This window comes from Streptosporangium nanhuense (genome assembly GCF_059358815.1).
This window is the reverse complement of record NZ_JCADBG010000015.1, coordinates 1-18,017: the sequence shown is the minus strand read 5'-3', so window position 1 is coordinate 18,017 and position 18,017 is coordinate 1. Positions and strand designations below refer to the sequence as shown.

The following is an 18,017-nucleotide window of genomic DNA, read 5'->3' as shown; positions in this document are numbered from 1 at the left end:
GCGGTGGCGATCAGGAGCGGACCACCTCCAGCGGGATCAGGACCGGCTTCACCTGGTCGCGCTCGGGTTCGAAGGCGATCGACGGGTCCGGGGTGCCGGGGGCGTTGACGAAGGAGACGAACCGCCGCAGCTTCTCCGGGTCCTCGATCGCGGCCCGCCACTCGTCGGCGTAACCGGCCACGTGCCGCTCCATCTGGGCCTCCAGGTCGGCGCAGATCCCCAGGGAGTCGTCCAGGACGACCTCCCTGACGTAGGCCAGGCCCTGGGCCTCCAGCCAGGCGGAGGTGCGCTGCAGGCGGTCGGCGGTGCGGACGTAGAACATCAGGAACCGGTCGATGACGCGGACCAGCTCCTCGGTGCTCAGGTCGGAGGCGAACAGGTCGGCGTGGCGCGGGGTGAAGCCGCCGTTGCCGCCCACGTAGAGGTTCCAGCCCCGCTCGGTGGCGATGACGCCGAAGTCCTTGCCGCGCGCCTCGGCGCACTCGCGGGCGCAGCCGGATACGGCCGACTTCAGCTTGTGCGGCGAGCGCAGGCCCCGGTAGCGCAGCTCCAGCGCGATGGCCAGGCCGACGGCGTCCTGCACCCCGTAGCGGCACCAGGTCGAGCCCACGCAGGACTTCACCGTGCGCAGCGCCTTGCCGTACGCCTGCCCGGACTCGAAGCCAGCGTCCACCAGCCGCCTCCAGATCAGCGGGAGCTGCTCGACCCGGGCCCCGAACAGGTCGATCCGCTGCCCGCCGGTGATCTTGGTGTAGAGGCCGAAGTCGCGGGCCACCTCGCCGATCACGATGAGCTTGTCCGGGGTGATCTCCCCGCCGGGGATGCGCGGCACCACCGAGTAGGTGCCGTTGCGCTGGATGTTGGCCAGGAAGTGGTCGTTGGTGTCCTGCAGGGCGGCCTGCTCGCCGTCGAGGATGTGGCCGTTGCCCAGCGAGGCGAGGATCGAGGCGACGACGGGCTTGCACACGTCGCAGCCGCGCCCGGTGCCGTGCTCGGCGATGAGGTGCGAGAACGTCGTGATGCCGCGCACCCGGACGATGTCGAACAGCTCCGCCCTGCTGTACGCGAAGTGCTCGCACAGGGCCTTGGAGACCTCGACACCCGAGGAGACGAGGAGCTGCTTGAGCGTCGGGACGCAGCTGCCGCAGGTGGTGCCCGCGCGGGTGCACGCCTTGATGCCCGGGACGTCGGTGAGGCCGTGCTCGGCGATGGCCGCGCACACCTGGCCCTTGGTGACGTTGTTGCAGGAGCAGACCTGCGCCTCGTCGGGGACCTCCATGTTCGCCGGCCCCCCGGTGAACAGCAGCTCACTCGGCGAGCCCGGCAGGTCGCGGCCGACGAAGGGCTTGAGGGTGTTGTACGGGGTGGCGTCGCCGACACAGATCCCGCCGAGCAGGGTGCGGGCGTCGTCGCTGACGAACAGCTTCTGGTAGACGCCGCCCACCGGGTCCATGAAGGTCACGTCCAGCGCGCCCTCCATGGCGCCGAACTGGGCGACCTCCACGCCGAGCAGCTTGAGCTTGGTCGACAGGTCCGCGCGGGTGAAGACCGCCTCGCCGCCGAGGATGCGGTCGGCGGCGACCTCGGCCATCGTGAAGCACGGGCCCACCAGCCCGTAGACCATGCCCTCGTGCAGGGCGCACTCGCCGATCGCGTAGATCGCCGGGTCGCCGGTGCGCATCCCGTCGTCCACGGCGATCCCGCCGCGCCCGCCGACCTCCAGGCCCGCCTGCCTGGCCAGCTCGTCGCGGGGCCGCACGCCCGCGGAGAAGACCACGATCTGCGCCTCGACGGTCTCGCCGTCCGGCTTGACCAGGCCCGCCACCCGCCCGTCCGGGCCCGCGACGATCTCCCTGGCCCCCGCCTCGGTGTGCACGCTCAGGCCGAGCGCCTCCACGTGGCCGCGCAGGACGGCGCCGCCGCCCTCGTCGACCTGCCGGGGCATGAGCCAGCCGCCCATCTCCACGACGTGCGTCGCCAGCCCCAGGCCGCGCAGCGCGTCGGCGGCCTCCAGCCCCAGCAGCCCGCCGCCGATCACGACGCCGCTCGTGGCGCCCGAGGCGGCCTCCCTGATCGCGTCGAGGTCGTCGATCGTGCGGTAGACGAAGCAGCCGTCCAGCTCCCTGCCCGGCACCGGCGGCACGAACGGGCTGGAGCCGGTGGCCAGCACCAGCACGTCGTACGGCTCGCGGTGGCCGTCGGCGGTGACGGCCTCGCGCGCCCGCCTGTCGATGTCCACGACCCTGGACGACAGCCGCAGCACGACCCCCTCCGGCGTCGGGTAGGTGAGGTCCTCGACGCTTTTTCCCGTCAGGTAGGAGGTCAGCGCCACCCGGTCGTACGCCGGCCGGGGCTCCTCCCCCAGCACCGTGATGCTTCCCGCGAAGCCCTTGGCGACCAGGGCCTCGATCAGCCGGTGCGATGTCGGTCCGTGTCCTACCACGACGAGCCGTGACATGGGTCGCTCTTCCCCTCTCGTCCGCTCCGCCCCAGCCTTCACAGGCGTCTGGGGGGGAAGTGAGACCGGCATGGATCCGATGGTGCTTTCAGGCCGTTTCACCGCGAGGTCTCCCCTGTTACCGATGTGCTACAAGCCGCTAACCGCGTTCACATTCGCGATGAGGCGGATGTGAGTTGTCCGTCGGCCGGGCCGGTGCCGGATGTGAGCACGGGCACCCGCCGCCTCGCCGGTCACACCCGGGCCGCGGCCAGGCTCGGCACGGATCCCGCGGTACGCAGGTAGCAGGCCCAGGTGATGGCCGCGCACACGATGTAGAAGGCGGCGAAGGAGGCCAGGGCCGCTCCCGCTCCCCCGGTCGCGGCGATGGAGCTGCCGAATCCACGGTTGATGAAGAACCCGCCGAAGGCACCGATCGCGGAGATGATCCCGATCGCGGCGGAGGCGTCCCGCTTCCCGACGGCGGCGGCGGTCTCGTAGGCGTCCGTACCGGGGGCGATGCCCGCCACGGCCTTGGCCCGGAAGATCGCCGGGATCATCCGGTAGGTGGAGCCGTTGCCGATGCCGGTGGTGGCGACCAGGAGCATGTAGGCGCAGAAGAACAGCGCGAAGGCGTGCTGGGACAGGCCCTGCCAGACCAGCGCCGCCGCGCCCGCCATCGCGGCGAAGTTGACGAGCGTCACCCGCGCCCCGCCGAGCCGGTCCGACAGCCAGCCCCCGACCGGGCGGATCAGGGAGCCGAGCAGCGGGCCGATGAAGGCCAGCGCCACCAGGGAGGCCTGCTCGGGGAACTGGCTCTTGATGAGCAGCGGGAAGGCGGTGGAGTAGCCGATGAAGGAGCCGAAGGTGCCGATGTACAGGACCGACATGATCCAGGTCTGGGCCCGGCCGGCGACCTTCAGCTGGTCGGCGGGACTGGCCTTGGCGGAGGTCAGGTTGTCCATGAAGAAGTAGGCGCCGATCGCGGCGGCCAGGATGAACGGGATCCAGAACAGCCCGGCGGCGGCCAGGCCGAACGCCCCGATCACCAGGGGCATGACGAGCTGTACGGAGCTGACCCCGATGTTGCCGCCCGCCGCGTTGAGCCCGAGCGCCGACCCCTGCCTGTCCTGGGGGTAGAAGTAGGTGATGTTGGCCATGCTGGAGGCGAAGTTCCCGCCGCCCAGGCCCGCTGTGGCCGCGATGACCAGGAACACCCAGTAGGGGGTGGCCGGGTTGCCGACCGCGACGGCGAGCAGCACCGCGGGCACGAGCAGCAGCAGGGCGCTGACCACGGTGAAGTTCCGGCCGCCGAACCTGGCCGGGGCGAAGGTGTAGGGGATGCGCAGCGCCGAGCCGACCAGGTTGGGCAGGGCGACGATCCAGAAGAGCTGGTCGGTGGAGAAGTCGTAGGAGCCCAGTTGCACGGCCACGATGCTCCACACGGTCCACAGCGTGAACCCGAGGTGCTCGGCGAAGATGGAGAAGACCAGGTTCCTGCGGGCCACCTTCCTGCCGTGCCCTTGCCAGAAGCCGGGGTCGTCGGGTCGCCAGTCACTGATCCAGGGCTTGGCCATCTTTCCTCCTGCGGGTTTCGGGGGCTTCGATCCCGAAACCTAGGAGGGTGGCGTTACGCACATTCACTATCTGTGATGGTGCGCCGGTTACGTGTGACTAACCACGGAAATACGCAATGCATACGTCGCACATCCGCAATCTCCCGGAAACGCGGAGGGTGACGGGGCAACGGTTGAGCCGGCGCGACAACGGGAATCGTCTTCGGTGCCGATTCGTTCGCCTCGGGGAGTGCGCGTGGCCGTCCAGCCGATCCGACCGTTCAGCGATCCCGTGCTCCGCACGGTGTCCGAGCCGGTGACCACCTTCGACCGCCCGTTGCGCGTCCTGGTCAAGTCGCTCCTGGCCACGATGCGGGCCGGCGCGGGCCGCGCGGGGCTGGCCGCCCCGCAGATCGGCGTCCCCCTGAGGGTCGTCGTCTACGAGCTGGACGGCAAATCCGGCCATCTGGTCAACCCGCGCCTGGAGCTGTCGGAGCGCAGGATCGTGGCCGACGAGGCCTGCCTGTCGGCGCCCGGCCGCTGGTGGCCCCTGGAACGCTCCTACATGGTCACCGCCCGTGGTCGCGACATGTTCGGCAAGCCCGTCACCGTCCGCGCCCTGGGCACGCTCGCCCGCGTCCTGCAGCACGAGGCCGACCATCTCGACGGCACCCTCTTCGTCGACCATCTCCCTGGGGACGAGCGCGAGCGGTTCTTCGCCACCATCTCGTGACTTGCGCACCTTGGAGTCGTCGGATAGTCTCGTATGGTTGCAGTCGTAGTTCTCAGTTTAGCCTTATCATCTCAAGTGCTTATGAGAAGTCCGCCGACAGCGGACGTTACACAGTTTCTCCGGATGGTTTCCGCGGGTGCATGGTAGGGTCCGCAACGCAGCCCCGTGCCGCCGACCTGGTGGTTCGGTGAGGCTCCCAATGAGGAGAAGTAGTTTTGTCTGAGGGCACCGTTAAGTGGTTCAACGCCGAAAAGGGCTTCGGATTCATCGCACCGGATGACGGCACCGCCGATGTCTTCGTGCACTACTCGGCTATCAACTCCGGCGGCTACCGCAGCCTGGAGGAGAACCAGCGTGTCAGCTTCGTCACCACGCAGGGCCAGAAGGGCCCGCAGGCCGACCAGGTTCAGGTCATCTGATCCGGTCTGACCTCAAAGGCTTCAGATAGGGCCCGCACCGCGCAAGCGGTGCGGGCTCCGTCGTTTTCAGGGTCGTTCTCAGGCCGTTTTCCGGCGTGGGCGACCAGGTGCCGTCCGTGACGGACGCCACGCCGCGGGCTCCGTCGCCTTCCGGCGTGGGCGACCAGGTGCCGTCCGTGATGGACGCCACGCCGCAGGCTCCGTCGCTTTCCGGCGTGGGCGACCCGGTGCCGTCCGTGACGGACGCCACGCGCGGGCTCCGTCGTCTCCCAGGCCACATCCGGCGCGGGCCACCTGGCGCCGTCCACGGCGGACGCCACGCCGCGGGTTTCCCGGCTCCGGGGGGCCGGGCGGCGCACCTGAACCGAGCCGGGCGCCGCCGCCTCCAGGGGCCCTCACGCCCCCGGGCACCGGACCCTAGAGCGCGACCCCGAGCAGCGCGTCCACGGTCTCCCTGACGAGGACGGGGGCGTCCGGGTCGCTGCCCCCCTCCGACAGGGCGCGCTCCGCCCAGTCGTCGACGGCCGCGAGGGCCCCGGGGGCGTCCAGGTCGTCGGCCATCCGGGCGCGCACCCTTTCGAGCACGACACCGGCGTCGGGGCCGGTCTGCAGCCCCGCGGCCGAGCGCCAGCGCGCCAGCCGCACCTCCGCCGAGCCCAGCTGCTCGGAGGTCCACTCCCAGTCGGAACGGTAGTGGTGCGCCAGCAGGGCCAGCCGGATGGCCATCGGGTCGGCCTCCCCGCGCAGGCGGGAGACGAAGATCAGGTTGCCCTTCGACTTGGACATCTTCTCGCCGTCCAGGGCGACCATGCCCGCGTGCACGTACGCCTTCGCGAAGGGCCACTCCCCGCACGCCACGTGGCCCTCGTGGGCGCCGCACTCGTGGTGGGGGAAGATCAGGTCGGAACCCCCGCCGGCGACGTCGAAACCGCTGGACAGGTTCGCCAGGGCGATCGCGGTGCACTCGATGTGCCAGCCGGGCCTGCCGGGACCGAACGGCGAGGGCCAGGACGGCTCCCCCGGGCGCTCCGCGCGCCAGAGCAGCCAGTCGAGCGGGTGCTTCTTGCCCGGCCGGTCCGGGTCTCCCCCGCGCTCGCCGAACAGTGCGAGCATGCGCTCCTCCGGGTAACCGGAGACGGCCCCGAACTTGGGGGCGGCGGCCACGTCGAAGTAGACGTCGCCGTCGAGGACGTAGGTGGCGCCCTTGTCGCGCAGCGACACGATCAGGTCGGCGACCTGGTCGATCACCTCGGTCACGGCGACGTAGTCACGCGGCGGGAGGACGCGCAGCGCCTCCATGTCGGTCCGGAACAGCTCGATCTCACGCTCGGCCAGGTCTCGCCAGTCGATGCCGGTCCGCTCGGCGCGTTCCAGCAGGGGATCGTCGACGTCCGTGGCGTTCTGGGTGAAGTGCACCTCGTGACCGGCGTCGCGCCAGGCCCGGTTGACCAGGTCGAAGGCGAGGTAGGTGTTGGCGTGGCCCAGATGGGTGGCGTCGTAGGGCGTGATGCCGCAGACGTACATCCGTGCCGTGCGGCCCGGCTTTGTGGGGCCGGTCTCTCGCGCGGCGGTGTCGAACAGCCGCAGCGGGACACCGGCACCGGGAAGCCGGGGAACCTTCGGCTCAGACCACGATCTCATAAAATGAAGCCTATCCAGCGGTTAGACCACCCCGGTTGGCTCGGGGTGGTGGAATACAGGGGCACTCACCTCAACTCCGGGAGCCGACCGGATCATTCCGTGCGGATCTCGCGGAAGGCGCCCGGATCACGAGGGTCGGCGGTGAACTCGTAGCGGACCCCGCCGGGAGCCAGGGCCAGCAGGGTCACGGAGCCGGAGGCGAAGGTCCGCCCGTCGGGCAGCTCGTGACGGACGATCATCGTGCGGGGGTCCTCGGAGGGAATTCCCGCCCCGGTGGCGAGCTCCCGCCACTCCTCCCAGGGGCCGTCGAGCTCCAGGGGACGGCCCGCCTTGGCGAACAGCGGGCGGAAGAACGCCACCCGCTCGTTCTCCGCCCCGCGCTCCCAGCCGCTGTTGACGATCATGTGGGTCCCCGGGGGAAGGTCGTCCCGCTCCAGGGTGATCCCGTCCCAGTGCCACAGGCGGGCCCCCGCGGGATCGGCCCGTAGCAGGTGGAAGGGGTCGTAGCGTTCGAGCTCGCTCTCCACGGGCCCGTCCCCGGCCGCCGCAAGGAGCGCCAGGTCGCCCCGCGAGCGGCGGACCTTCTCGGGGGCGAGCACGCCGAGCCCGTTGAGGAGGGCTCCGACCCGTCTGGCCCCGGGGTCGACGGCCAGCCAGGTGCCGCCTCCCTGGAGGTCACGCCCGCCGATCAGGCCGGGCCCGTCGTCCGGCCAGTGCCGGGCCGGAGGGACCCAGGGGCGGCCGACGAACTCGTCGCGCACCCCGACCACGATCAGGGGGATCTCGGCGCTCGGATCGATGCTGACGACAACCGTGCACATGCCCGGAGGCTACGCCCTCGCGGGAGGCGGGCTCGGACCGGGGCCCTCCGCCGGGAGGGAGTCCGAGGTCACCGAGGCCGCCACCGGGAAACCCCGCCTCCTCGCGGGAGGCCGGCGCCCGGGGCGGGAGACCGCCCCGCGAGGCCTCAGATCGGCGGCCAGGGGATGGCGGGCCAGTCCTTGGAGGGGAGGGGGTGCAGACCGGTGTCGAGCAGCCTGCGGACCCGCGACCAGGTGGCCTCGACCTCGTGGAGGGTAAGGAGCTCGCGCAGGCGGCGGCCGAGGCGGCCCTGCTCCAGGTCGGACTCCAGGCGGGTCAGGACGTTCATGGCCTCGCGGGACAGGGGCTTGCCGCGCCACTGCCACAGCACGGTGCGGAGCTTGTCCTCGGCCGAGAAGGAGACCCCGTGGTCGACGCCGTAGACGTGGCCGTCGGCGAGCGGCAGCAGGTGGCCGCCCTTGCGGTCGGCGTTGTTGACGATGGCGTCGAAGACGGCCATCCGCCGCAGCGAGGGCTGGCGGCTGCGGATCAGCACCATCAGGTCGGTCTCGGGGTCGGTGTCGATCCAGAGCTGGCACATCCCCGGGCCGAAGGGGCCGTCGCGGTAGACGGTGGGCGGCACGATCCGCCAGCCGATCGCCGCGGAGACCTCGTAGGCGGCGACCTCGCGGGCCGCCAGGGTGCCGTCGGGGAAGTCCCAGAGGGGGCGTTCGCCCCGTACCGGCTTGTACACGCAGGCCGCCGCGAGCCCGCCGAGCCGGACCGAACAGTAGAGCGTCATGTTGGTCGCCTCGACCAGGCGGCCCGCCACGTCAAGTTGGCCGTCACGGAGCAGACGCGTCGCGGTCTCGTCGTCCAGCCCCGCGGCCGGCGCCGCACTCAGCGTCGGCTCGCTCTCAGCACTCATTCGCCTCCTCCAGCAGATGAAGCGCTACTACCCCGGTAACCGTTGAGCCGCACACAAATATGCCCCTCGGCATCGAGAGGCTGGGCGCAGAGCGGGCAGGGCGGGCGCCCGGCGGCGACGAGCGCCATGGCCCGCTTGGTGAAGGCCCTCGCGGCGCCGGCGCTGATGTGCACACGCAGCACCGTGGGCTCGACGAGCGGGGACGGCTCGAACTCCTCGTCCTCGGCGACGGCCTCCTTGGCCTCGATGACCACCTGCGAGGCCTCGGAGTCCCAGGCCAGGGCCATGACGCCGACGCGGAAGTCCTCGCTGATCGGCACGTCGAGGGGGGCGTTGTCCGCCAGCGCGGCCGGGGCGACGGCGGGCACGGGGACGCTGCCCTCACCGCGTCGCAACACCTCGTCGAGCAGCTCGTCGAGGCGGTCGGCCAGCGCCGCGACCTGGAACTTCTCCAGGGCCACGGTGGTCAGCCTGCCCTGGCCCCGGGCCTGCAGGAAGAAGGTTCGTGATCCCGGTTGCCCAACGGCACCGGCCACGAACCTCTCGGGTGGATCGTAGTCGAAGACCGGCATAGCCCGACCTTACGTGGTTCCGGATCCGCCGCCGACTGCGGCATCGCTCCCGGTGGAATTTTCTCCCCCTTCCGCGCCCTCCGAACCCTCCCTGGGGCGCAATCCGGCCACATCCCCACCCAGGTCGTTGAGCCTGAGCACGAAGGGGCGCAAGGGGGTGTAGCGAATGGCGGTGAGCGACGCCGGATCAGCGGTTATCCGTTGGAACTGGTCCAGATGGAGCCCCACGGCGTCGGCCACGATGGCCTTGATCACATCCCCGTGGCTGCAGACGAGATAGACCGCCTTGGGGCCGAGGCGCTCGTTCCACTCCCTGACGGCCGTCACGGCGCGGTGCTGGACGGCGGACAGGGATTCCCCGCCGGGGAACGTCACCGCGCTCGGGTGGGCCTGCACGACGGGCCAGAGGGGGTCCTTGGCGAGCTCGGCGATCGGGCGGCCCGTCCATTCGCCGTAGCGGCACTCGCCGAAGCGCTCGTCGGTCAGCACCTCCGCCCCCGGCCGTCCTCCCGCGACCGCCTGCGCGGTCTCCTGGCAGCGCTCCAGCGGGCTGGAGACGATCGCGTCGAGCTCCAGGGTGGTCAGCCGCGCGGCGAGCGCCTCCGCCTGGGCCCGTCCCGCGTCACTGAGGTGCACGTTCGGGGTCCAGCCCGCGAGGACCGGACCGGTGAGGTGGGTAAGGCCGTGTCTGGCCAGCAACAAGGTCGTCACGCGGGCAAGTCTTGCAGCCTTCGCTCCACTACTTTTAAGTGGCCGGGCGGTAACCTGGCCGGATCATGGAGCAGCGCTATGTGGGCCGGAGCGGCTTGTCGGTGTCCCGCCTGGGACTGGGGACGATGACGTGGGGACGTGACACCGGCGCCGAGGAGGCCGCGGCGCAGCTCCGCACGTTCGCCGAGGCCGGCGGCACGCTCATCGACACCGCCGACGTCTACACCGGCGGCGACGCCGAACGGCTGCTCGGGCGGCTGCTGCGCGACTCCGTGCCGCGTTCGGAGCTGGTGCTGTCCACCAAGGCCGTGCTCACCCCCACCGGGCGCAGGCCCCGCGACGCCTCCAGGAAACACCTGGTCGCCGCGATCGACGCCTCACTGACCCGCCTGGGCGTCAACGAGGTCGACCTGTGGCAGCTGCACGCCTTCGACCCCGACGTCCCGCTGGAGGAGACCCTGGCCGCCGTCGACGCCATCGTGTCCTCGGGACGGGCCGCGTACGCCGGGGTGTGCGACTACGCGGGCTGGCAGCTGGCGACGGCCGCCGTGGGGCAGCGGGCGGTCCCCGGCAGGGTGCCGATCGTCGCGGCCCAGGTCGAGTACTCGCTCCTGGCCAGGGAGGCCGAGCGCGAGCTGATCCCCGCCGCCGAGCACGTGGGCGCGGGCGTGCTCGCCTGGTCGCCGCTCGGGCGCGGTGTCCTCACCGGGAAGTACCGGACGGGCATCCCCGCCGACTCCCGGGCCGCGACCCCGCACTTCGCCGACTTCGTCACGCCCTACCTCGACGAGCGGTGCCGCCGGGTCGTGGAGTCGGTGACGACCGCCGCCGAGGGGCTCGGCGTCTCGCCGCTGTCGGTGGCCCTGTCGTGGGTACGCGACCAGCCGGGGGTGGCCTCCGCCATCGTCGGCGCCCGCACCCACGCGCAGCTGTCCGGGGTGCTCCAGGCCGAGGATTTGTCACTGCCCGTGGAGATCAGGGAGGCGCTCGACGACGTGTCCGCGGACTGAGGCGCGGGACCGGGGAGGCTCCGGAGAGACACCGGGGAGACACAGAGGAGACACCGGCTCGGACGGCCTCCCCGGAGAACCGAACGAGAATTCGTCTCGCGTATCACTAGTCGATACCGAATGACGACTTTCCGTGGAAAAAACGAGCCTCCCTACAAAACTGTCAAACAGGTGGCAGGGGGCACCTGGATGTCGGCGAGATCTCATGGCCGGCATCCGGTCCGGGGTGAAGGAGACGAGTGCGAACTGCGATGGCGGCAGGCGTTCTGGCGCTGGCGCTGGGGGGTGGGATTCCGGCTGTCGCGATCGTTCCCGTGAGCGCCGCCCGGGCGAGCGCGCGGACGGACGACTGTGACCCCGGGGGGCTGCTGGGCACCGTGACGGGCACGGTCTGCCAGATCGTGGACGACGTCGTGCACGGCCTCACCGAGAAAGACTCCCCGAGCTCCCCCTCACCCCTGCCCTCCGGCGACGGCGCCGCCGAGGACAACTCCCGGATGCCCGCCGAGGAGGCACCCGCCGAGACGGAGACCGCGGAGACCTCGACGACCCCGGAGACCTCGGCACCGGCCCCCTCCTCCTCCAGGACCCCGTCGGGGAAGAGGCCGTCCGACACGAAGGACGAGGAGAGGTCCTCCGGCGACACTCAGACGTCCCAGCCCCAGGGCCCCGCCGACGCCTGCCGGTCCGTGGCCTCCTCCAAGTGCGCCGACCCGTCGGTGGCCCTCCTCACCCAGGATCCGCAGCAGCCGGGTGTCTCCACGCAGACGCCCTCGCCCAAGGCCTCGCCGACCCCCAGCCCGTCGGCGACGCCCTCGGCCGACCCCTCGCGGGAGCAGGGTGTCGCCCCGGTGCGGAAGAGCCCGGTTCCGGTGCCGACCGACCGGGTGCCGTTTCCCGTGCCCCACCCGGAGAACAGGACGCTCACGACCGACGTGGGCGAGCCGGTGACCCCCAGGCCGTCGTCGCCCGTGGTCGACGCCGAGGCGCCCCGGGTGGAGCTGCTGTGGCCCGCCCCGCTGATGCAGGAGCTCCAGCGGCAGATGCCGCGGGCGCGGCCGGTGACCCCCACCCGGTCGTCCGACACGGCGAGCACCGTGCTCACCACGGCGGTGCTCGTCTCGGCCATCCTCGCGGTCCGCCTGCTGTACAGCAGGCGCAAGGTCAGGGAGTCGATACCGTTCGAGCCCGCTCCGCCGGGACACCACCGGGTGGCCTGACCGCGCCGCCACCGCCCCTGATCCTCGCCTGATCTTCGACTGGTCCTCGGCCCGGTCGTTCCGTGAACGCCCACGGCTCACCCCGGCCGGCCGCCGGCCCGCCGGGGTGGGGGCGGCTCAGCCTCCGATGGCGTGGACGCCGCCGTCGACGTGGACGATCTCGCCGGTCGTGGCGGGGAACCAGTCGGACAGCAGCGCGACGCACGCCTTGGCCGCCGGGATCGAGTCGTTGATGTCCCAGCCGAGGGGGGCCTTGGCGGGCCAGCTCTCCTCGAACTCGACGAAGCCGGGGATGCTCCTGGCGGCCATGGTCCTGATCGGGCCCGCGGCGACGAGGTTGACCCGGACGCCGTGCTTGCCGAGGTCGCGGGCCAGATAGCGGGAGCAGGACTCCAGGCCGGCCTTGGCCACGCCCATCCAGTCGTACACCGGCCAGGCCTTCGTGGCGTCGAAGTCGAGGCCGACGATCGCGCCGCCCTCCTTCATGAGCGGGAGCGCGGCCACCGCGAGCGACTTGAACGAGTACGTGGAGACCTGGACCGCGGTCGCCACGTCCTCCCAGGAGGTGTTCAGGAAGTTGCCGCCCAGGGCGGTCTGCGGCGCGAAGCCGATGGCGTGCACCACGCCGTCCAGGCCGTCGAGGTGCTCGCCGACCCGGTCGGCCAGGGAGTCGAGGTGCTCGGTGTTGGTGACGTCGAGCTCCAGCACGGGGGGCGGCTCCGGCAGGCGCTTGGCGATGCGCTCGACCAGGCTGAGCCGGCCGAACCCGGTGAGCACGATCTGCGCGCCCTCCTCCTGGGCCAGCTTGGCCACCGAGAAGGCGATGGAGGCGTCGGTGAGCACCCCGGTGACGAGGAGCCGCTTTCCTTCGAGAATTCCCACGTCAGTGCCCCATTCCCAGGCCGCCGTCGACGGGGATGACGGCCCCCGTGATGTAGGCGGCGTCCTCGCCGGCCAGGAACCTGACCACGCGCGCGATCTCCTCCGGGGCGGCGTATCGGCCCAGGGGGATGTTCTTCCTGATCTGCTCCTGGTAGGCCTCGTCGAGCTCGGCCGTCATGTCGGTCTCCACGAAGCCGGGGGCGACCACGTTGACGGTGATGTTGCGCGAGCCCAGCTCCCTGGCGGCCGACCGGGCGAAGCCGATCATGCCCGCCTTGGAGGCGGCGTAGTTGCTCTGCCCCGCCGAGCCGAGCATGGCGACCACCGAGGAGATCAGCACGATGCGCCCGCGCTTGAGCCGCAGCATGCCGCGGGTGGCGCGCTTGGCGACCCGGTAGGCGCCGGTCAGGTTGGCGTCGATGACGTCGGTGAAGGTGTCCTCCTTCATCATCGGCAACAGCGTGTCCCTGGTGATGCCCGCGTTGGCGACGAGCACCTCGACCGGGCCGTACTCGGCCTCGACCTTCGCGAAGGCGGCGTCCACGTCGGCCGTGCTGGTCACGTCGCAGCGCACGCCGAACAGGCCCTCGGGAGGCTGGCCGGAACGGTAGGTGACGGCGACGTCGTCGCCTGCCTGGGCGAGTTCGCGGGCGATCGCGAGGCCGATTCCACGATTGCCGCCGGTTACGAGAACAGATCGAGCCATGGTCAGACGATAACGGCTACCGGGGGGTAACCGTCTTGTCCGGGAGGGACAAGATCACAGGGTTAGGATCGTCGACATGCGCCAGATCGACTCCGACTTCCTCGCCCTGCCTCTGCGCCGGCTGGCGGACGCGGCCCTGCAGCGCGCCCGTGACCTGGGCGCCGAGCACGCCGACTTCCGGCTGGAGCGCATCCGCGGGGAGACCCTGCGCCTCTCCGACGCCGCGTTGGAAGGTTCCATCGACGCCGACACCCTCGGTTACGCCGTACGGGTCGTCAAGGACGGCACCTGGGGCTTCGCCGGGGGTGTCGAGCTCACCCCCGAGGCGGCCGTCAGGGTCGCCGAGCAGGCGGTGGAGGTGGCGGTCGTCTCCGCGGCGGTCAACCGCGAGCCCGTCGAGCTGGCCCCCGAGGCGGTCCACTCCGACGTCACCTGGGTCTCCTCCTACGAGGTCGACCCGTTCGAGGTGCCGATGCGCGACAAGGCGGCGCTGCTCGCCGACTGGTCGGGCGCCCTGCTGAGGGATCCCGGGGTGGACCACGTCCAGGCGTCGCTGATGCAGGTCAAGGAGCAGAAGTTCTACGCCGACACGGCCGGGACCTCCACCACGCAGCAGCGGGTGCGCGTCCACCCCCAGCTGAAGGCGACCAGGGTGCTGGAGGGCCGCTTCGACTCGATGCGGACCCTCGCCCCGCCCGTCGGCCGGGGGTACGAATACCTCACCGGCACCGGCTGGGACTTCCCCAAGGAGCTGGCGCGCATCCCCGAGCTGCTGGAGGAGAAGCTCCGCGCCCCCTCCGTCGAGGCGGGGCTGTACGACCTGGTGATCGACCCGTCGAACCTGTGGCTGACGATCCACGAGTCGATCGGGCACGCCACCGAGCTCGACCGCGCCCTCGGCTACGAGGCGGCGTACGCCGGAACGAGTTTCGCCACCTTCGACCAGCTCGGCACGCTGGTGTACGGCTCCGAGCTGATGAACGTGACCGGCGACCGCACCGTCGAGCACGGCCTGTCCACGATCGGCTACGACGACGAGGGGGTGGCGACCAGGGAGTTCGACATCGTCTCCGACGGCGTCCTGGTCGGCTACCAGCTCGACCGGCGGATGGCGTTGCTGAAGGGCCTGGGCGCCTCCAACGGCTGCGCCTTCGCCGACTCCCCCGGCCACACCCCGATCCAGCGGATGGCCAACGTGTCGCTGCGCCCGGCGCCCGGCGGCCCCACCACCGAGGAGCTGATCTCCGGCGTCGACCGGGGCGTCTACGTGGTGGGCGACAGGAGCTGGTCCATCGACATGCAGCGCTACAACTTCCAGTTCACCGGTGAGCGGTTCTACCTGATCGAGAACGGCAGGCTCGCCGGGCAGCTGCGCGACGTCGCCTACCAGGCCACGACGACCGACTTCTGGCGGTCGATGGCGGCGGTCGGCGGGCCGCAGACGTACGTGCTGGGCGGGGCGTTCAACTGCGGCAAGGGGCAGCCGGGCCAGGTCGCGCCGGTCAGCCACGGCTGCCCGTCGGCGCTCTTCCGCGGGGTGCGCGTCCTCAACACCGTCCAGGAGAGTGGCAGTTGAGCACGTACGACGAGCGGGTGGCGGAAGGCGCCGGCCGAGAGGTCCGGCGGGAGAGGAACGGGATGACCCCTCAGGAGATGATCGAGAAGGCCCTCGAGCTCTCCACGGCCGACGACAACGTCGTGATCGTGGACGAGACGTCGAGCGCCAACCTGCGCTTCGCTGGCAACACCCTCACCACCAACGGCGTGTCCCGTTCCGCGCAGCTGACGGTGATCTCCATCGTGGGCCGCGGCGTGGGCGTGGTGTCGCGGGCGGCGGTCCGTCCCGAGCAGCTCGACGACATCGTCGCGGCCGCCGACCACGCCGCCGAGGACGCGCGGCCGTCCGAGGACGCCCGGCCGCTGCTGGAGGCCACCCGCTCCGACGACTGGGACGCCCCCGCCGAGGCGACCTCGATCGGGGTGTTCGCCACCTTCGCCCCCGCCCTGGGCGAGACCTTCGCCACGGCCGAGGCGGGCGGGCGCAGGCTGTACGGGTTCGCCGAGCACACCGTCACGACGACCTTCGTGGGCACCTCGACCGGCACCCGGCTGCGGCACACCCAGCCCACCGGCCGCCTGGAGCTCAACGCCAAGTCCCCCGACATGAGGCGCTCGGCGTGGACCGGCGTGTCCACCCGCGACTTCGCCGACGTCGACGTGGCGGCCCTGGACGCCTCGCTGGCCCAGCGCCTGGAGTGGGCGAGGAACCGCGTCGAGCTGCCCGCGGGCCGCTACGAGACGCTGCTGCCGCCGACGGCCGTGGCCGACCTGATGACGTACCTCTACTGGACGGCCGGAGCGCGCGACGCCCTGGAGGGGCGCACGGTCTTCTCCAGGCCCGGTGGCGGCACCCGCGTGGGCGACGTCCTCTCCGAGCTGCCGGTCCGCCTGTACGGCGACCCCTCGGCGCCGGGCGTCGAGTGCCCGCCGTTCGTGGTGGCGCACGCCTCCGGCCGGGAGAACTCGGTGTTCGACAACGGGCTGCCGCTGGGGCCCACCGACTGGATCTCCGGCGGCAGGCTGGCCAACCTGCTGCAGACCCGGCACTCGGCCGAGCTGACCGGCCTGCCGGTGACCCCGGCCGTGGACAACCTGATCATGCGGGGGCCCGAGGGCGGGCGGTCGCTGGAGGAGATGATCGCCTCCACCGGGCGCGGCCTGCTGCTCACCTGCCTGTGGTACATCCGCGAGGTCGACCCGCAGACGCTGCTGCTGACCGGGCTGACCCGCGACGGCGTCTACCTGGTGGAGAACGGCGAGGTCGTGGGCGAGGTGAACAACTTCCGCTTCAACGAGAGCCCGGTGGACCTGCTCCGGCGCCTCACCGAGATCGGCGCCTCCGAGCAGACCCTGCCGCGCGAGTGGAGCGACTACTTCAACCGCGCGATCATGCCTCCGATCCGGGTGCCCGACTTCAACATGTCGACGGTGAGCCAGGCCAGCTAGCCCCTTGCCCGGTACGGGCCGTCCGGCGCCGGGCGGGCCGGAGGAGAGGACGCGCCGCGTCCGTCTCCGCCCGGCCGGGTGCTCAGCGCTGGACGAGCGGGATGGTGTGCACGGTCTCCCAGCGTTGGCCGGCCACCACGCGGGCGGTGGCGTCGGTGAGGTCGTAGACGACCGACCAGCGGGTGTGCGCCTGGGCCACCCGCCGCAGCAGGCCCATCGCGCCGCGCCAGTCGCGGGTGGCGGGCAGCCCCTCGGCGAGCGTGCGGTAGCGGTGGTCGGCCCGGCGCTGGGCGGCGGAGGTGCCCGTCATGCCGAAGTTGGTGAGCATCCGGTCGTCGATGACGTTGAGCCTGCCCCCGGCGTACTCCACGACGGCCGACTTGCCCGCCGCGTCGGCGATGAGGTAGTGGATCTGCGGCCCGATCGTGAAGTCGACGTCGTAGCGGCGCATGATCGCCAGTGCCTCGTCCACGGTCGCGGCCTTGTCGAGCATGATCCTGATGACGCGGACGCTGGTGATGTCGGGGCGGTCGGGAGAGCGGGCGGGCAGCCCGCCCTCGGGCGAGGTGGCCATCCCGATCGCCAGGCCCTTCTCGTTGACCCCGTCGTAGGGGGCGAGCACCGCGTGGGCCATCCTGCGGCGGTCGGGCGCGGCGGACAGGTCCGGCGGGCCGGAGCCTCCCATCAGGTGGAACAGGTCGACGACGGAGACCGAGGCGTAGCCGTCCGGCGGGTCGGCGTGCACGATCAGCGCCGGGTTGGGGTCCCAGTCGAAGTTGCGGCCGAACAGCGGCCGGTCACCGCCCAGGGCGAACAGGGAACAGGCCCAGCCGTCGGCCCGTCCCGCCAGCTCCTCATCCCCTAAGGGCGCCTCGCGGTCGTACGACCCGTGGTAGGTCATCTCGTACAGCGGCAGGTCGTCGATCTTGCGGAGACTGCCGACCGTCCGCGCGACGTCGGCGGCGCTCTGGCGCAGCAGGGGCTCCTCCTCGGCCCCGGCTCGCGACGCGACAGCCGTGGGCGCGGTGATCGTGGGCGTCGCGGTCGTGGACGCGTCGAGCGTGGGCGTGGCTCGCGGGGCGACGGCGGTGGCAGTGGGCGCGGCGGCGGGCGGGGGTGCGGACACAGGGGCGGACACGGGGGCGGACACGGGGGGCGCGCCGCCCGCCGGGGCGGCGCAGCCAGCCGGGAGGATCACCGCCGCGGCCAGCGCGGCCCGCATCACCGCCCCCGTCCCCGTGCCGCGCGGCCGTCCCGCCCTCGCGGCCCGGATCTCTTCCATGCCCGCAGTCTGCGGCACCGGGCACCCGTCGTACAGGCTCACTGGTGCACCATCGTCTTGTCGGCAGTTGAAAGACCGCCGATGCACCCCAGGTGCCGCCGGATCACCGCCCT

The 18,017-nt window shown here is 71.7% G+C and carries 16 protein-coding genes; 6 read left to right on the top strand and 10 right to left on the bottom strand.

Annotation, left to right across the window (positions count from 1 at the left end; translation table 11 throughout):
• Positions 1–10 precede the first annotated feature (10 nt).
• Positions 11–2,458 carry a nitrite reductase large subunit NirB gene (gene nirB, locus AC5L38_RS26765; RefSeq protein ID WP_495245574.1) on the bottom strand — a complete coding sequence of 816 codons (2,448 nt, stop codon included), beginning with the start codon at positions 2,456–2,458 and terminating at the stop codon, positions 11–13.
• 233 nt (positions 2,459–2,691) lie between these two features.
• Positions 2,692–4,014, bottom strand: a complete 1,323-nt coding sequence (locus AC5L38_RS26760) for an MFS transporter (protein WP_495245573.1) — start codon at positions 4,012–4,014, stop codon at positions 2,692–2,694.
• Between the two features lie 235 nt (positions 4,015–4,249).
• Between AC5L38_RS26760 and AC5L38_RS26755 the strand changes: the two genes are divergently transcribed.
• Entirely contained in the window at positions 4,250–4,726 is a 477-nt protein-coding gene (locus tag AC5L38_RS26755) for a peptide deformylase (protein ID WP_495245572.1), read from the top strand.
• A gap of 215 nt (positions 4,727–4,941) precedes the next feature.
• The gene (locus AC5L38_RS26750; protein WP_344903117.1) at positions 4,942–5,145 is read left to right on the top strand and encodes a cold-shock protein; all 204 of its coding nucleotides are present in this window, start codon (positions 4,942–4,944) and stop codon (positions 5,143–5,145) included.
• 417 nt (positions 5,146–5,562) lie between these two features.
• On the opposite strand, the gene mshC is transcribed toward AC5L38_RS26750, so the two are convergent.
• From mshC to AC5L38_RS26725, 5 genes are all read right to left on the bottom strand, one after another.
• On the bottom strand, positions 5,563–6,786 hold the full coding sequence (mshC, locus tag AC5L38_RS26745) for a cysteine--1-D-myo-inosityl 2-amino-2-deoxy-alpha-D-glucopyranoside ligase (RefSeq protein WP_495245571.1): 1,224 nt from the start codon (positions 6,784–6,786) through the stop codon (positions 5,563–5,565).
• Positions 6,787–6,878: 92 nt separating this feature from the next.
• On the bottom strand, positions 6,879–7,607 hold the full coding sequence (locus AC5L38_RS26740; RefSeq protein WP_495245570.1) for an NRDE family protein: 729 nt from the start codon (positions 7,605–7,607) through the stop codon (positions 6,879–6,881).
• A 146-nt stretch (positions 7,608–7,753) separates the two neighbouring features.
• Positions 7,754–8,515, bottom strand: a complete 762-nt coding sequence (locus AC5L38_RS26735; protein ID WP_495245569.1) for an SCO1664 family protein — start codon at positions 8,513–8,515, stop codon at positions 7,754–7,756.
• Positions 8,512–9,087: a DUF3090 domain-containing protein gene (locus AC5L38_RS26730; protein WP_495245568.1), complete on the bottom strand. Its 576-nt coding sequence runs from the start codon at positions 9,085–9,087 to the stop codon at positions 8,512–8,514. The genes AC5L38_RS26735 and AC5L38_RS26730 overlap by 4 nt, the downstream gene beginning before the upstream one ends.
• Before the next feature lie 9 nt (positions 9,088–9,096).
• Positions 9,097–9,798, bottom strand: a complete 702-nt coding sequence (locus AC5L38_RS26725) for a histidine phosphatase family protein (protein WP_495245567.1) — start codon at positions 9,796–9,798, stop codon at positions 9,097–9,099.
• Between the two features lie 65 nt (positions 9,799–9,863).
• Here AC5L38_RS26725 and AC5L38_RS26720 point away from each other — a divergent pair, with 65 nt between their 5' ends.
• Positions 9,864–10,808 carry an aldo/keto reductase gene (locus AC5L38_RS26720; protein ID WP_495245566.1) on the top strand — a complete coding sequence of 315 codons (945 nt, stop codon included), beginning with the start codon at positions 9,864–9,866 and terminating at the stop codon, positions 10,806–10,808.
• Positions 10,809–11,047: 239 nt separating this feature from the next.
• A complete protein-coding gene (locus tag AC5L38_RS26715; RefSeq protein ID WP_495245565.1) occupies positions 11,048–12,028 on the top strand; it encodes a hypothetical protein in 981 nt (326 codons plus the stop codon).
• Positions 12,029–12,145: 117 nt separating this feature from the next.
• On the opposite strand, the gene fabI is transcribed toward AC5L38_RS26715, so the two are convergent.
• Positions 12,146–12,910, bottom strand: a complete 765-nt coding sequence (gene fabI, locus AC5L38_RS26710) for an enoyl-ACP reductase FabI (protein WP_495245564.1) — start codon at positions 12,908–12,910, stop codon at positions 12,146–12,148.
• Position 12,911: 1 nt separating this feature from the next.
• On the bottom strand, positions 12,912–13,616 hold the full coding sequence (locus tag AC5L38_RS26705) for a beta-ketoacyl-ACP reductase (RefSeq protein WP_495245563.1): 705 nt from the start codon (positions 13,614–13,616) through the stop codon (positions 12,912–12,914).
• A 76-nt stretch (positions 13,617–13,692) separates the two neighbouring features.
• Between AC5L38_RS26705 and AC5L38_RS26700 the strand changes: the two genes are divergently transcribed.
• Together AC5L38_RS26700 and AC5L38_RS26695 are read left to right on the top strand one after the other, a co-directional pair.
• The gene (locus AC5L38_RS26700; RefSeq protein ID WP_495245562.1) at positions 13,693–15,192 is read left to right on the top strand and encodes a TldD/PmbA family protein; all 1,500 of its coding nucleotides are present in this window, start codon (positions 13,693–13,695) and stop codon (positions 15,190–15,192) included.
• 62 nt (positions 15,193–15,254) lie between these two features.
• The gene (locus tag AC5L38_RS26695; RefSeq protein ID WP_495245770.1) at positions 15,255–16,622 is read left to right on the top strand and encodes a metallopeptidase TldD-related protein; all 1,368 of its coding nucleotides are present in this window, start codon (positions 15,255–15,257) and stop codon (positions 16,620–16,622) included.
• 82 nt (positions 16,623–16,704) lie between these two features.
• Here AC5L38_RS26695 and AC5L38_RS26690 read toward each other — a convergent pair whose 3' ends face one another.
• Complete coding sequence (locus AC5L38_RS26690; protein WP_495245561.1) at positions 16,705–17,904, bottom strand: carcinine hydrolase/isopenicillin-N N-acyltransferase family protein; 1,200 nt, start codon at positions 17,902–17,904, stop codon at positions 16,705–16,707.
• Between the last annotated feature and the right edge of the window lie 113 nt (positions 17,905–18,017).